Annotated in this window: 13 protein-coding genes; 9 read left to right on the plus strand and 4 right to left on the minus strand. The window is 67.0% G+C overall.

What is annotated here, in order from left to right:
• Positions 1-161: 161 nt before the first annotated feature.
• The 3 genes from WT24_RS35030 to WT24_RS28570 all read left to right on the plus strand — a co-directional run bounded on the left by WT24_RS35030 (position 162) and on the right by WT24_RS28570 (position 997).
• Positions 162-326 carry a hypothetical protein gene (locus WT24_RS35030; protein WP_179949403.1) on the plus strand — a complete coding sequence of 55 codons (165 nt, stop codon included), beginning with the start codon at positions 162-164 and terminating at the stop codon, positions 324-326.
• A gap of 69 nt (positions 327-395) precedes the next feature.
• On the plus strand, positions 396-746 hold the full coding sequence (locus WT24_RS28565; RefSeq protein WP_059794883.1) for a BON domain-containing protein: 351 nt from the start codon (positions 396-398) through the stop codon (positions 744-746).
• Positions 747-799: 53 nt separating this feature from the next.
• Complete coding sequence (locus tag WT24_RS28570) at positions 800-997, plus strand: CsbD family protein (protein WP_034205539.1); 198 nt, start codon at positions 800-802, stop codon at positions 995-997.
• A 242-nt stretch (positions 998-1239) separates the two neighbouring features.
• On the opposite strand, the gene WT24_RS28575 is transcribed toward WT24_RS28570, so the two are convergent.
• The gene (locus tag WT24_RS28575; protein ID WP_059503917.1) at positions 1240-2268 is read right to left on the minus strand and encodes a DUF1338 domain-containing protein; all 1029 of its coding nucleotides are present in this window, start codon (positions 2266-2268) and stop codon (positions 1240-1242) included.
• A gap of 287 nt (positions 2269-2555) precedes the next feature.
• Here WT24_RS28575 and WT24_RS28580 point away from each other — a divergent pair, with 287 nt between their 5' ends.
• On the plus strand, positions 2556-3503 hold the full coding sequence (locus WT24_RS28580) for a LysR family transcriptional regulator (protein ID WP_059503920.1): 948 nt from the start codon (positions 2556-2558) through the stop codon (positions 3501-3503).
• Between the two features lie 69 nt (positions 3504-3572).
• On the opposite strand, the gene WT24_RS28585 is transcribed toward WT24_RS28580, so the two are convergent.
• Positions 3573-5702 carry a TonB-dependent siderophore receptor gene (locus WT24_RS28585; RefSeq protein WP_060036558.1) on the minus strand — a complete coding sequence of 710 codons (2130 nt, stop codon included), beginning with the start codon at positions 5700-5702 and terminating at the stop codon, positions 3573-3575.
• A 933-nt stretch (positions 5703-6635) separates the two neighbouring features.
• On the opposite strand from WT24_RS28585, the gene WT24_RS28590 reads away from it, so the two are divergent.
• Complete coding sequence (locus tag WT24_RS28590) at positions 6636-8264, plus strand: NADP-dependent glyceraldehyde-3-phosphate dehydrogenase (protein ID WP_059503924.1); 1629 nt, start codon at positions 6636-6638, stop codon at positions 8262-8264.
• Positions 8265-8336: 72 nt separating this feature from the next.
• Here WT24_RS28590 and WT24_RS28595 read toward each other — a convergent pair whose 3' ends face one another.
• Both WT24_RS28595 and WT24_RS35035 read right to left on the minus strand, forming a co-directional pair.
• The gene (locus WT24_RS28595) at positions 8337-8969 is read right to left on the minus strand and encodes a LysE family translocator (protein ID WP_059794898.1); all 633 of its coding nucleotides are present in this window, start codon (positions 8967-8969) and stop codon (positions 8337-8339) included.
• Positions 8970-9264: 295 nt separating this feature from the next.
• Complete coding sequence (locus WT24_RS35035; protein ID WP_179949404.1) at positions 9265-9414, minus strand: hypothetical protein; 150 nt, start codon at positions 9412-9414, stop codon at positions 9265-9267.
• Between the two features lie 143 nt (positions 9415-9557).
• Between WT24_RS35035 and WT24_RS28600 the strand changes: the two genes are divergently transcribed.
• From WT24_RS28600 to WT24_RS28615, 4 genes are all read left to right on the plus strand, one after another.
• A complete protein-coding gene (locus WT24_RS28600; protein ID WP_034205546.1) occupies positions 9558-9881 on the plus strand; it encodes a hypothetical protein in 324 nt (107 codons plus the stop codon).
• Between the two features lie 110 nt (positions 9882-9991).
• A complete protein-coding gene (locus WT24_RS28605) occupies positions 9992-10477 on the plus strand; it encodes a DUF2946 family protein (protein WP_060036560.1) in 486 nt (161 codons plus the stop codon).
• A gap of 242 nt (positions 10478-10719) precedes the next feature.
• Complete coding sequence (locus WT24_RS28610; RefSeq protein ID WP_060036562.1) at positions 10720-12189, plus strand: PepSY domain-containing protein; 1470 nt, start codon at positions 10720-10722, stop codon at positions 12187-12189.
• Between the two features lie 40 nt (positions 12190-12229).
• On the plus strand, positions 12230-14353 hold the full coding sequence (locus tag WT24_RS28615) for a TonB-dependent siderophore receptor (RefSeq protein WP_060036564.1): 2124 nt from the start codon (positions 12230-12232) through the stop codon (positions 14351-14353).
• Positions 14354-14410 lie beyond the last annotated feature (57 nt).

The raw sequence follows: 14410 nt of genomic DNA on the forward strand, positions 1-14410 counted from the left end.
ATGGTGCACGTCGCGAGCCCGCCCGTTCATTCCGTCCCCGGTGCAAACGCACTAGCCGATCAGGTGAATTTGCGCGATGTCCGCTCGCGTTCGCGTCGGTACGCTGGTACTGCATCGGCGCTCATGCGCTGCCCTTTCATACCGCAGAGGAGGACACCCGGATGAAACAGCATCAGACACCCGATCCGACGCGGCCCGAACCGCCCCCGGACAATCCGCCCGAACCGGCGCCGGGCACCGACCCGCCGGTGCCGCTGCCGCCCGACGTGCCGCGGCCGGACATGCCGCCGCGCGAGCCCGGCTACGACACGCCGATCGCCCGCTAAGGCCCGGGAACGCACGGGAACGATCCGTGCTCGCCCATTGATTCACCCGCCAATCGAAGGAGAACATCAATGAACAAGACCTCGCACCTTTCGACACTGCTCGCCGTCAGCGCGGCCTTCCTGCTTTCCGCTGCCCCGCTCACGAACGCGCACGCCCAGGCCTCGTCGACCGACAGCGGCATGGCGACCGAATCGAGCCAGCCGGTGACAGACACATGGATCACGACCAAGGTGAAGAGTGAGCTCGCGACCACCGACGGCGTGAAGAGCACCGACATTAGCGTGAAGACGGTGGACGGCGTCGTCACGCTCACGGGCGTGCTGCCGACGAAGACCGCCGTGAAGAAGGCCGTCGCCGTGACGCGCGCCATCAAGGGCGTGAAGCACGTCGACGCGTCCGGCCTGAAAGCGAAGGCCTGAACCATCACGCGGCCGCGTGCCGCACTTTTCTCCCCTTACGAAAGGAGCACACCATGAACGAAGACAAGATCAAGGGCCAGTGGAAGCAGCTCACCGGCAAGCTGAAGGCCAAGTGGGGCAAACTGACCGACGACGATCTCGCGGTCGCGGAAGGCAATCGCGATTATCTGGCCGGCAAGATCCAGGAGCGTTACGGCATTGCCCGCGACGAAGCCGAGAAGCAGTTGAAGGAATTCGACCGCGAGCTGTAACGCGCCAGTCGTCTCACCCCGCCGCGACGCGCGCCGCGTCGCGGCCACGAGGAGGACAACGACATGGGCAAGTATCTGATCGCATGGCTGCTCGGCGTACCGATCGGGCTGCTGGTGCTGTTTTATCTGGTCACGCACCTCTTCTGACGCACGCGACGCCCCGTCGACGAACGAAAACGGGCCGGCGGCTGAAACCCAGCCGCCGGCCCGTCTGCTTTTGCATGCGGCGCGCGACGCGGCGCTTACTTCGCCGCGTTCGCCGTCATCTTGAAGATGCCCTGTGCGTTGCCCGCGTCGAAGCGCAGGTCGGTCACCCAGCGGCGCGCCGTCTGGTCGAACGTGCGCTTGCGCGTGATGAACTCGTAGAACGAACCCGGCACGTTGCGTTTCACCGTGCCGCCGTCGCGGGTGCGGAATTCGCGCTCGACGGTATCCGCGCGATAGGCGGTCTGGAACACGCGGCCCGAGCGCGAGCGTTCGACTTCCGGCTTCATCGGCCGACCCTTCGCCTTCTCGGCGTCGGCCAGCTTGAACACGTCGGCGACGCGGTCGGTCGCGTGGTTGAACGCATTGCCTTCGGTCGCGATCCACGCCATTTCCGCCGATTCCATCAGCAGCGTTTCATAGTCGAGCTCGTTCGGCAGGTCGTGCTGGCGCGCGAACGCGCCGACGATTTCCGGCAGCAACGCATGCGCGTCTTCCAGCGACAGCCAGCCTTCGCGCTCGACTTCCCACAGCAGCGCGACGGCCGCCGGCGACAACGGGTCGCGCGACGAGCTGACGACATTCGTCACGGCCTGCTGGAATTCCTTCGAGAAGCGCTCCGGATGCAGTTCGCTGACGAAGAACTGCGCGATTTCGTCCGGCGCGTCCTCATGCGCGTACGCCCGGCCGGTCATGCCGAGCTTGTCGAGCGGGTAACGGCCGTTCAGGCGGAAGCCGAGCGGACGCAGGATGCGCGTGAACGCGGCCTCGCCCGGCGGCAGCGCGCCCGTGTGCGGCCAGCGCACCGTGCGCAGCGCGCCGTGGTCGAAATAGACCGAACCGCCGCTTTCGATCGTGTCGGCCGTGTACGCGCGGCCGTTCGCCGAACGCTCGAGCAGCCCTTCGAACAGCGCCATGTTCATCGCCTGCGCGATTTCCGCGCGCGTCACGACGCCGTCTTCCCATTCTTCGAGGATGGCCGGCATGTTCAGGGTCGAGAACAGGGCGTCGGTCTTCGCCTGTCCCAGCAGCTTCGTCAGCAAGCTGTCGATATTCGGATTGCGCATCAGGATTCTCGTCTCGGAAGGCCCGCCGGCAAACGTGCCGGCCATTCGTCGGCCGGCCGCCCAGCGGGCGCCTGGCCTTGCACGGGAAGCATTATTCAAAGGGTTGCAGCGGGGCGTAAAGCGAGATTAAATTGATATGTGATGAGTTTTTGGAATTATCGGCCGGTTCTTCGCAGGCGTTTCACCCCGACGCCGCGAGGATCCCTTCGTCAGACAAATCAAGGGTCCGTTTAGAGATGGAATACCCCGTTCCCATGACGTTCCATCTCTAAACGGCCCCCGACATCATGCGCAAATTCAAGATCCCCAACATGGGCGCGCTCGTGGCTTTCGAAGCCGCCGCCCGCCACGAGAGCTTCACGCACGCGGCCAAGGAACTGTTCCTGACCGAAAGCGCGGTGTCGCGGCAGATCGCGACGCTGGAGGCGAGCCTCGGCGTGCGGCTGTTCGCGCGCGTGAAGCAGCGCGTCGTGCTGACGCGGGCCGGCAAGCTGTACGGCACGCAAGTGCGGCGCGCGCTGGAAACGCTCGACCGCGACACGCTGTCGATCATCGCGCACGGCAGCGGCGGCGGTTACCTCGAGCTCGCGGTGCTGCCGACCTTCGCGTCGCACTGGCTGATCCCGCGCATCAAGAGCTTCTACGACCGCACGCCCGACGTGCGCGTGAACATGGGCAGCCGCACCGACCTGTTCTCGTTCGAGGACACGCACTTCGAAGCCGCGATCCACTACGGCAAGCCGACCTGGCCCGGCACGTCGTCCGACTACCTGTTCGGCGAGGAAGTCGTGCCGATCTGCTCGCCGGCGCTGCTGGACGGGCCGGTCGAGCGCGTCGAGGATCTGCTCGCGTATCCGCTGCTGCACTCGACGACGCGCCCCGGCGCGTGGGCGCAGTGGTTCGAGACGCACGGCGTCGAGGACATCCGCACGATGCAGGGCGTGCGCTACGAACTGCACACGATGCTGATCAGCGCGGCCGCGGCCGGGCTCGGCGTCGCGCTCGTGCCGAAGTTCTTCGTCGAGGAACAGTTGCAGCAGCTCGGCCTCGTCGTGCCGTGCGATGCGGCAACCGTCGGCGATTCGGCGTACTACCTCGTGTATCCGACCGAGCTCAGCCACAGCAAGCCGCTGGAATCGTTCCGCAGCTGGCTGCTTGAACAGGCGAGCGCGTATGCGGCGCCGGAGCGCGACGCGCACGACGCCGCTGAGGAAGACGACGAGGACGTCGAGTAACGGCGCCGTCGCGCCGGCGTCATCGCGCGGCTGCGCGGCGGGCAGCCGCATTGTCGCGCACCGCGTGCGTCACATGTGCCACTTCACCGTGGCGGTCAGCGTACGCGGATCGCCGGGCATGTTGTACAGGTCCGCGTTGCCGTGCGCGGCGATGAAGTAGCGGCGATTGAACAGGTTGTCGAGCGTGAGCGTCACGTCGACCTTCTTGCTCCGATAGCCGGCGCCCAGATTGAACACCGTAAACGACGGCAGCGTAACGAGATCGCTCGCCGACGTGTAGCGCGCCGACTGGAACTGCATGCCGGCCGCCGCATAGAAGCCGTACGGCAGCTCGCGCTTGAGCCACAGGTTCGCGCTGTGGCGCGGCATCAGCCCCGGCGTGTTGCTCGACACCGCGAGGCCGGCCGCCGTCGACTGCGCGGATCCGTCCACCGTGCCGTTCAGGTACGCGTAACCCGCATACACCGACCACTTCGGCGCGATCTCGCCGGTGAAGCCGAGCTCCATCCCGCGCACGTGCTGCGTGCCGATCGGCAGCGCATAGCCGGGATTCGCCGGATCGCCGATCTGCTGGTTGGTCTGGCGCATGTCGAACAGCGCGACGCTGGCCGTGGCCTTGCCGCCGAGGTCGAAACGCGAGCCAACCTCATACGCGGTAGTCTTTTGCGGCGCGAGCGCGGCGCCGTTCGAGAACGCGCCGGAGCTGATCAGCGTGTCGGCCAGCGGCGAGAACGACTGGCTGAACGACCCGTACAGCGTGAGCCAGTCGAGCGGTTCGTAGATCAGGCCGACGCGCGGGCTCCACGCATGATCGGTGCGCTCGAGATTGACGTTCGACGACGTGTAGTCGTGGCGGGTCTGGTTCAGGTAGTCGAAGCGCAGGCCCGCGAGCACCTTCCAGTGTTCGGTCAGCGAGATCAGATCCTGCGCGTAGACGCCCGCGAGCCCGACGACGGTCGACGCGTTCGTCTTCGCGCGCGCGCCGGTCGGCACGCCGGGCAGCACGACCGGCTGCGGATTGAAGAAATCGTAGGTCGCGACCTTCGTCACGCTGTAGATCGTGTCGAACTTCTGCTGCTGCGACAGCTCGAGCCCGTACAGCAGCTCGTGACGCATGCCGAACAGCGACGTCTTCTGCGTGAGCTCGAACAGTCCGTCGATGCCGTGATCGGTGCGCTGGCGCGTCGACTGGTCGAGCGTGACGACCGGGTGCGCGGCCGTCTTGATCGGCTCGTACGTCACGTAGTTTTTCCGCTCGAGCGAGAAATCGTACGCGCGGATCGCGCCGTGGAACGACAGCGAATCGTCGAAGCGGTGATCGAGCGACACCGTCGCGCTCTTCGCGGAGACGTCGTTGTAAGAACTGTTCCCCCCGTCGGCCGACCCGTAGTACGTGTTGATCGGCACGTCGACCGGCCGGCCGCGATACGCGGGCAGGCCCTGATCGGACGTGCGGCGGTCGTGCAGGTAGTCGAATTCGACGTTCAGCACCGTGTCGCGGTCGAGCTTGAACTGCGCGGACGGCGCGATCGCCTGCCGGTTGAGCTGAAACCGGTCGCGGAAGCTGTTCGAATTCTCGGCCGCGCCGGTCATCCGAAAGCGCGCGGCGTCGTTCGGGTTCCAGCCGAGGTCGAATTCGCCGCGCCGCTCGCCTCGCGTGCCGAGCGTCACGCCCACGTCGTTCACCGGGGTCGCCTGCGGCCGCTTCAGCACGCGATTCACGATGCCGCCCGCCGAGCCGCGCCCGTACAGCACCGCCGCCGGCCCCTTCAGCACCTCGACACGCTCGACGTTCGACAGGTCGCGGTAGTACAGCGCATCGTCACGAATACCGTCGACGTACTGGTCCGTGATGCTGTTGAAGCCGCGGATCGTGATCTGGTCGCGCTGGCCGTCGCCGACCGAGAAGCCGACGCCCGGCACGTTGCGCAATGCGTCCTGCAGCGACGTCGCGTTCTGATCCTCGATCACCGCGTGCGGCACGACGTTCACGGTCTGCGGCACGTCCATCAGCGACATGTCGGTCTTGGTCGCCGCGCGCGAATGGCCGCCGTCGTACGACGCATGCTCGGCGGCCGCGTTGACGGAAATCGCGGGCAGGGTCGCCGCGGCGTCGGCCGCCTGCGCAAACGAAGTGCGGGCGCCGGCCAGCGACGTGGCAATCAGAAGCGCATGGCACGCGCTCGTGTTGAGTTTCATCGTGAACGTAGAAGGTGGTGAAGAAAACGGCGAACGAGAACGCGCCGGCCCGCGCGCACGTCGCGCGTCGAATCGGCCGGCGACGCCCTTTTCGCGAAAACGACGATGCGCGTGGAGGATTGCCCCGTCGCGCAGTCCGTGCGGCGAGCGGCCGGTACGAATCGCTGCCGGCCGGCTCAGCCGGCACGAAAAAAGCCGTGACGCCCCGTCACGGCTCGTAATGCGGCGAAATAATAAACGAGAATGATTCGTGTTTTTAGTTAATTTTCAACGTGTCGCCTGGCCGCAACGTGAGCGCGCATCGCGCTCTGCATTCCTGACGAATGCCTTTCCGTTTCGGGCCCTTGAGCGGCTTGTTTCGTAATAGAAACGAAAGATTCGAATCGGCCGCCTCATGCGGCAACGATCGATAACACGCGGGAATCGGGATACGACGACGGGGAAACTGGAGAGGATCGCGAAGGACCGGATCGAGCAGACGGAACGGATTCAACGGTCCGGTGTGCGCCGGACCGGGCAACCCCGACCCGGCGCTCCGGGCAGCCGACCTCGTATCGGCAACGCGGCGGATCTTCTTCTGTTCTTCACTACGTCTGCTCTCAGGCTCGCTGCATTTTTTTCCTCGCCGCGCTGCGCCATTATCCACGCAATTCGGCAGAAGTAAAACGTTTGCGTCTGCACCGCGGCCGTTATATCCGGGATTCGGACACATTCTTTCGGAATGCTTTCTGTCATTGCGGCACGTTTCGACCCATGTTGCATTCGTTGCGGCGTTCCTTTTAAATGGAACTGGTTCCATTCGCTGAATCGACGCTATTTGCGCGTGACGCGCCGTCGCGTGCGCGTCATGATGCGGATTCAGGATCGAGGACCGTTCAGCTCAGGATTCGCTTCGCCCGTCCCTTCCCGGACACCCCGTCAAACGAGACCGTCATGCCCGATTCCGCCTCCCTGCAGCACCTGTTTCCCGCCTTACAGGACATCCCCGCCGAATTCCGGCTGGCTTCGCCGATTCACCAGCGCGTGTCGCTCGTCGACGGCGAATTGCGGCCGTGGGACGGCGCAACCAAGACCGTGCTGTCGCCCGTGTGCGTGCGACAGGCGGACGGCAGCGTCGAGCAGGTCGAGATCGGCAGCTACCCGGTGATGGGCGAAACGGAAAGCGACGCGGCGCTCGACGCCGCGGTGCGCGCGTACGACGCCGGCCGCGGCGAATGGCCGACGATGAAGGTCGAGCAGCGCATCGCGTGCATGCAGGACTTCATCAAGCGGATGGTCGCGCAGCGCGAACTCGTCGTGAACCTGATCATGTGGGAGATCGGCAAGAGCCTCGCCGATTCGCAGAAGGAATTCGACCGCACCGTCACCTACATGACGCAGACGATCGACGCGCTGAAGGAGCTCGACAACACGAACTCGCGCTTCGTGATCGCGGAAGGCACGATCGGCCAGATCCGCCGCACGCCGCTGGGCGTCGTGCTCTGCATGGGCCCGTACAACTATCCGTTGAACGAGACGTTCGCGACGCTGATCCCGGCGCTGCTGATGGGCAACACCGTGGTGTTCAAGCCACCGCAGTACGGCACGCTGCTGTTCGAGCCGCTGCTCGAGGCGTTCCGTGACGCATTCCCGAAGGGCGTGATCAACACGATCTACGCGCCGGGCGCGGTGGTCGTGCCGCACATGCTCGCGTCGGGCAAGATCAACGTGCTCGCGCTGATCGGGTCGAGCAAGGTGGCCGATCACCTGAAGAAGCAGCACCCGAAGTCGCACCGGCTGCGCGCGATCCTCGGCCTCGACGCGAAGAACGCGGCGATCGTGCTGCCCGACGCCGATCTCGACCTCACCGTGAAGGAGTGCCTGCTCGGCGCGCTGTCGTTCAACGGCCAGCGCTGCACCGCGCTGAAGATGCTGCTCGTGCATCGCTCGATCGTCGACGAATTCCTGAAGCGCTTCACCGCCGCACTCGAACAGCTGAAAATCGGCATGCCGTGGGAAAAAGGCGTCAGCATCACGCCGCTGCCCGGCATGCATCGCACCGTGTACATGACCGACGCGATCGACGACGCGAAGGCGAAGGGCGCGCAGGTCGTCAATCGTTCGGGCGGCGAATTCAGCAAGACGCTGTTCTACCCGGCCGTCGTGTATCCGGTGTCCGAAGGGATGAAGCTGTATCGCGAGGAGCAGTTCGGGCCGATCATTCCGGTCGCACCGTTCGACGACGTGGAAACCGCGCTCGACTACGTGACGACGTCGGATCACGGCCAGCAGGTCAGCATCTTCGGTTCCGATCCGGCGCAGATCGGCGCGCTCGTCGATCCGCTCGTGAACCAGGTGTGCCGCGTGAACATCAACTGCCAGTGCCAGCGCGGGCCGGACGTGTTCCCGTTCGCGGGGCGCAAGGATTCGGCCGAGGGCACGCTGTCGGTGAGCGATGCGCTGCGCGCGTTCTCGATCCGCTCGATGGTCGCGGCGAAGCAGACCGACGCCAGCAAGCAGCTGCTCGACTCGATCGTGTCGGATCACCACTCGAAGTTCATCAATACGGGCTTCATTTTCTGAAGCCATCCTGATCGATGCCGGGCCCCCGTCGCACGCCGGTGCGGCGGGGCGCTTCCGGCATGCGTCGCCCTGCTAGACGTTCGTCACCAGCAGCCGGACGCCCGCCACGCCGAACACGACGGCCAGGCATGCTTCCATCGCGCGACGGCCGCGCACGTAAAGCCGCCGCGCACCGTCCATCGAGAACACCAGCGCATAGCCGCCGAACACCATGCAGCCGATCGCGAGGCAGCCCGGGACGACGGCGCCGTGCGCCCCGCCCGCGCCGTTCGACGACAGCGCGACGATCGACACCCACACGAGAATCGCCTTCGGATTGGTCAGATGCAGCATCGCGCCGCGCACGTAGAAGCGCGACAGCCGCTGCTCGCGCGCCGCATTCGCCGATGCCGCCGGCGGGCCCGACAGCGCCGTGCGCGCCGACTTGAACGCGAGCCACAGCAGGTACAGCCCGCCGAAGACCTTGATCGCGACCAGCAGCTTCGACCACGCGAGCAGCGCGGCCGATATGCCGAGCGCCGCGACCGTCGCCCAGAACATCGACCCTGAAATCACGCCGAGCGCGAACGCGAGCGCCGCCTTGCGGCCCTGGTTCGCGGCGACCGACATGATCGCGAGATTGCTCGGCCCGGGGCTGGCCGTGCCGATGAAATAGGCCGTGTAGGCAAGCAGCAGGTTGGCCGAGAAGAAGGTATGGGCGCTCATGTCGAATCTCGCGGGGACGATCCGGAGATTGTTGGCAAACCTGCGCCGTCTGCCCATGGACAATTGTGCGTCCGATCGGTGGGCCAGTTGGATGGCCACACAACCGATCGCCCGCCGCCGGACCGTCTCTGTTTTGAAACAACCGGCGCGCTCGCCGCCGTTCGCGCGATGCGACAGCGCACGTTCCGCGCAGCGGTTTACCGTCGGCGGACGCACGGCGGGCGCGGCGGAACCGCACGGCACGCGTCGTTCCGGCCGTTCGCAGGGGAAACGCGCGACGCGCCCGAGGCCCGCGTTACGTTACATCCGTGAAGCATTTCGCGTCGTCGCGCCGTTTCGGGCGCCCGACGCCGTCCACCTCGCGCCCGTAGATACCCTCCTCGATCGCCTGCGCAATCCAGTCCCGACGGGACTCGCCGACCGACGGCGGATCGCGGCTCAACATTGCTCAACAATCGTCTGGCGGCGCTGGTACGGAATCTGCATTCCGTTCGGGCAGAAGCCGCGCGCGGGACTGCGCGGACATGATTCACCCTCGGGCGCGTCCGCGGATACGCCCGTACGTATGCACACGCAACGAGGCTCTTCATGGATGCGCAGCCCAACTCGTCCGATTCGTCGTTCCAGCTCTTCCTCGCGAAGGTGCTCGAACAGCCGCTGCCCGACTGGACCGAAAAACAGCAGATGGAACTCGAGATGGCACGCACGCTGTCGACGCAAATGGTCACGCTCGCCGAAGACATGCGCGGCCGCGCGCCCGATCTCGCGCGCTGCCTCGTGCTGCTCCGCTACGCGAAGGTGCTCGACTTCATGCTGACGTCGCTCGCCGCGCACCGCGACATTCATCCGCAGACGCTGCGCACGCTGTTCCGGCTTGCGAACCTGAAGGTCGACGACGCCTATCCGGTGTGACCCGGCGCAACGGATCGCGCGTCGCGCACGGCCGTCGCGGCAACCCAACCCATCCCGCACACGCGCGCCCCGACTGTCCCTCCACGTAAACGGAGGTACAATCGCGCGCCATGAACGCACTTCGCCGCTTCCTGCTCCGGCCAGGCGTCGCGCGACGGTGGCTGTGGGGGTACCTCCTCGTGACGCTGCTGTCCCGCGCGCTGATGTCGGGCGCCGTGATGCTCGATCCGGACGGTCCGGATGCGGGCTCGGTGGTGCTGTGTTCGGGCCGCGGCCCGCTGATCGTCACCGGCGCCGCGCTGGGCACCCGCTTCGATGCGGGCGCGCCGATCACGCCGGCCAACGATGCGCGCGCGCTCGCCGATGCACTGAAGCATGACGCGCACGCCGACCAGGCGGCGTCCTCTGACAACGGCGACAGCCTGTGCGCATTCGGCGCCGCACTGTTCACCGCGCTCGCGTCGTTCGTGCTGCTGGTGCTGCTGTTTCCCGCGGCGCCACCGCGGCGCTTCTTCATTCGCTTCGACGGTCTTCCATTCGTGCGATCGATATTCGACGATCGCCCGCCCTCCCGCGCCCCTCCTCTGTTCTGCTGAACGTTTTGCCCCGTGACGCGCGCACGTCGACGTGCATGCGCGTTCACGCCGTTCGTTTCGCCCTGACCTGATTCACGCGTTCACCCGAATGCCCGCATCGCGCGGGCGACGCCGCCCTGCGCACCGTTGGCGCAGCTGCCGCGCCGCCCGCCGCGGCGATGCACGCATGCGGGTGCGACGCACGTCGACCGCAGCCGGCCCGCGCCGGTCGCGCCGCTCGACGCACCCGAGGAGTTCACACCATGTCGACCACCGTCGATCGGGCCATCTCGCCCGCCCGTTCCGCCAGCGCCGGTTATCGGACGCTCTGGCGCTGGCATTTCTACGCCGGCCTGTTCGTGATGCCGTTCCTCGTGATCCTCGCGATCACGGGCACGCTCTACTGCTTCCAGCCGCAGATCGAACCGCTGCTGTATCCGCACCGGCTGGTCGTCGAACCGCGCGCGACGCCGCGGCTCGATGCCGACACGCTGCTCGCCCGCGCACGCACCGCGATGCCGGCCGGCGCCACGCCGGTGTCCGTGCAGGTCGCCACCGCGCCGGACCGCAGCGCCGAGTACGTATTCCGGCTGCGCGACGGCAGCCGCGAGAGCGTGTACGTGAACCCGTACGACGGCAGCGTGCTCGGCACGCTGAGCGTCGAGAACCGCTTCATGGAGGTCGACCGAATGCTGCATCGCAAGCTGCTGCTCGGCAAGACCGGCGAGTTGCTGATGGAGCTCGCCGCCTGCTGGACCTTCGTGATGATCGGCACCGGCGTCGCGCTGTGGTGGCCGCGCGGTACGGCCCGCGTCGGGCGCGCGCTGCGGCCCGACCTGTCGCTGCGCGGCCGGCCGCTGTGGAAGAGCATTCACGCGTCGGCCGGCATCTGGCTCGCGGCCGGCACGGTCGCGTTCATCCTGACGGGGCTGCCGTGGTCGGGCTCGTGGGGCAAGAATTTCAAGGCGCTCGCGGCGACCGTGAACCTCGGCGCACCGGAAGGCGCGTGGGGCGGCGGGTCGATCCGCTCGACGCGCCCGGGTGCCGCCGTGGCGGCCGGGCAGGCGCCTGCGCAGGCGGCCATGCCGTCCGGCCATCACCACGATTCCGGCGAATCGATGCCGGGAATGGTGATGGACGACCTGCCGTTGCCGCAAACGCCGTGGGCGGTCGGCAACGTGCCCGTGCCGCATTCGCCGTCGGCGCCGGCACCCGCGCCGCTGCCGCTGGCCCGCGCGATCGCGATCGTCGCCGGGCTCGGCGTAACGAGCGGCTACACGCTCGCGTTGCCGGCCGGCGCGGATGGCGTGTTCACCGCGTCGTACTTTCCCGCCGACCCGAAGGCCGAACGCACGATCTATGTCGACCAGTACAGCGGCGCCGTCCTGAAGGACATCCGCTACGAGGACTACGGCGCGGTATCGAAAGCCGTGTCGTACGGCACGTCGCTGCACATGGGCCGTTATTTCGGGCTCGCGAACCAGATCCTTTGCGCGGTGTTGTCGCTCGGGCTGGCCGCGATGGCCGTCACGGGCACCGTGATGTGGTGGAAACGCCGCCCGGCCGGGAAGCTGGGCGCACCGTCGCGCGAACGCGGCACGCCGCCGATGCGCGGCTGGGTCGCCGGGCTCGTGCTGCTCGGCATCGTTTTCCCGTTGATGGGGCTGACGCTCGTCGCGGTCTGGTTGCTCGACCGGCTGCTGTTCGGCCGCGCGGCCCCGGCCGCAGCGTGATCGACGCAAGCGCCTCCCCCATTCGAAGGAAACCGAAACAATGAAGTTCAGATCGATGCTGCCCGCTGCCGTTCTCGCGGCGCTCTCGCCGGCCGGGCACGCACAAGCACAGGAAAGCGGCGGCGACGGCACCAGCGCCACGCTCGCACCGATTCGCGTCGACGCGCAGAAGGCACCCGCACTGACGCAACCGCTCGACACCGGCAGCCATCTCGGGCTGTCGCCGCTCGAAACGCCCGCGAGCGTCGAGCAGATCGGCCGCGCGACCCTCGACACGCGCGGCGACAGTTCGATCGTCGACGCGGTAAGCCGCGCCGCCGGCATCAGCGCGTCGCCGCATCCCGGCAACGGCGACTCGGAGCTCGCCGCGCGCGGCTTCGTCGGCGCGTCGTCGGTCACGCAGCTCTACGACGGCGTGCGCCCGTACGGCGCGATCGGCGTCACGTTCCCGTTCGACACGTGGTCGGTCGACCATATCGACGTGCTGCGCGGCCCCGCTTCGGTGATCTACGGCGAAGGCGCGATCGGCGGCGTGGTCAACATCGTGCCGAAGAAGCCGGCGCGCACGCCGATCCGCAACGAGTTGCAAGTCGGCGGCGGCACCGAAGGCACGGCGCGCGCCGCGTTCGGCAGCGGCGGCGCGATCGGCGACAAGCTGTCGTACCGCTTCGACATCAGCGGCAACCGCTCGTCGAACTGGGTCGATCGCGGCGACTCGCGCAACCTGTCGGTGTCGGGCGCGCTGCGCTACGACGTGACGCCCGACCTGTACGTGACGGCGTCGTACGCGCAGGGCTTCCAGCATCCGATGCGGTATTTCGGCACGCCGCTCGTCGACGGCGCGCGCGATCGCGCGCTCGACGAGAAGAACTACAACGTCGGCGACGCCGACATCGCGTTCCGCGACAGCTGGGCCACCGTATCGGCGAACTGGCAGCCGAGCGACGGCCTGAACGTGACGAGCACGCTGTACCGGATGAAGAGCAATCGTCACTGGAAGGATGCGGAGTACTACACGTACGTGCCGTCGAGCGCGCAAGTGCGGCGCAGCAGCTACACCGAGATCTTTCATGATCAGGAGCAGTACGGCAACGTGACGACGGCCACCGTCGACAGCGCGCTGTTCGGGATGCGCAACACGTTTTCGGCGGGCGTCGAGTTCAACCACACGACGTTCCAGCACGACAACAACTCGCCGTATTCGGGCACGTCGACGGTCGATCCGCTCGACTTCGATCCGGGCGGTTTCATCAATACGGCCGGTACATTTCCGAAGTACCGCAGCCAGTCGAACCAGTACGCGCTGTTCGCGGAGAACCGGCTCGCGATCACGCCGCGCTGGTCGGTGATCGGCGGGCTGCGCTACGACCATGCGAGCGTGAACCGCGACGATCTCGTGAACGGCGGCGCATTCACGAAGGTGTTCGCGAACACGGGCTGGCGCGTCGGCACCGTATACGACGTGCGGCCCGGCCTCGCCGTGTACGGCCAGTATTCGGTCGCGGCCGATCCGGTCAGCTCGCTGCTGTCGCTGAATGCGTCGAAGGCGAACTTCACGCTCGCGACCGGCCGGCAGATCGAGATCGGCGTGAAGCAGTCGTTCCTCGACGGCAACGCGGAATGGACGCTGGCCGCGTACCGGATCGTGAAGAGCAACCTCCTGACGGCCGACCCGGCGAACCCGAACCAGTCGATCCAGGTCGGCCGGCAGTCGTCGCGCGGGCTGGAGGCGACGGTCGGTGCGGAGATCGCGAAGGATTGGCGCGTCGATGCGAACGTATCGATCCTGCGCGCGAAATACGACGATTTCCAGCAGTCGTCCGGCGGCGCGACCGTATCGCGCGCGGGCAACGTGCCGGTGTCGGTGCCGCAGCGTCTGGCGAACCTGTGGGTGAGCTGGCGCTTCGCGCCGGACTGGACGGGCATCGCGGGCGTCAAGTACGTCGGCAAGCGGTTCGCCGATACCGCGAACCGGCTCGCGATGCCGTCGTACACGACCGTCGACCTGGGCCTCGCGTGGCGGCCGCGCAAGGACACGACGATCACCGCCCGCGCGTACAACGTGTTCAACCGTCGCTACGTGCAGTCCGCGTACTACAACGAGGCGCAGTATCTGCTCGGCAACGACCGGCGGTTCGAGGTGCTCGCGAACTACCGGTTCTGATGCGGCGCGCCGCCACGCAACGCGCGCGCCGCCGCGTGCGCGGCGGCGGGTCGGTCA

It is taken from the genome of Burkholderia sp. MSMB1078WGS (assembly GCF_001528895.1).
Classification (GTDB): Bacteria; Pseudomonadota; Gammaproteobacteria; order Burkholderiales; family Burkholderiaceae; genus Burkholderia.

Coding starts and splice junctions, on each gene's coding strand:
- WT24_RS28590 (WP_059503924.1), top strand. CDS start 6,636: ATGCCCGATTCCGCCTCCCTGCAGCACCTGTTTCCCGCCTTACAGGAC.
- WT24_RS28610 (WP_060036562.1), top strand. CDS start 10,720: ATGTCGACCACCGTCGATCGGGCCATCTCGCCCGCCCGTTCCGCCAGC.
- WT24_RS35030 (WP_179949403.1), top strand. CDS start 162: ATGAAACAGCATCAGACACCCGATCCGACGCGGCCCGAACCGCCCCCG.
- WT24_RS28595 (WP_059794898.1), bottom strand. CDS start 8,969: ATGAGCGCCCATACCTTCTTCTCGGCCAACCTGCTGCTTGCCTACACG.
- WT24_RS28600 (WP_034205546.1), top strand. CDS start 9,558: ATGGATGCGCAGCCCAACTCGTCCGATTCGTCGTTCCAGCTCTTCCTC.
- WT24_RS28580 (WP_059503920.1), top strand. CDS start 2,556: ATGCGCAAATTCAAGATCCCCAACATGGGCGCGCTCGTGGCTTTCGAA.
- WT24_RS28570 (WP_034205539.1), top strand. CDS start 800: ATGAACGAAGACAAGATCAAGGGCCAGTGGAAGCAGCTCACCGGCAAG.
- WT24_RS35035 (WP_179949404.1), bottom strand. CDS start 9,414: ATGTTGAGCCGCGATCCGCCGTCGGTCGGCGAGTCCCGTCGGGACTGG.
- WT24_RS28585 (WP_060036558.1), bottom strand. CDS start 5,702: ATGAAACTCAACACGAGCGCGTGCCATGCGCTTCTGATTGCCACGTCG.
- WT24_RS28565 (WP_059794883.1), top strand. CDS start 396: ATGAACAAGACCTCGCACCTTTCGACACTGCTCGCCGTCAGCGCGGCC.
- WT24_RS28575 (WP_059503917.1), bottom strand. CDS start 2,268: ATGCGCAATCCGAATATCGACAGCTTGCTGACGAAGCTGCTGGGACAG.
- WT24_RS28615 (WP_060036564.1), top strand. CDS start 12,230: ATGAAGTTCAGATCGATGCTGCCCGCTGCCGTTCTCGCGGCGCTCTCG.
- WT24_RS28605 (WP_060036560.1), top strand. CDS start 9,992: ATGAACGCACTTCGCCGCTTCCTGCTCCGGCCAGGCGTCGCGCGACGG.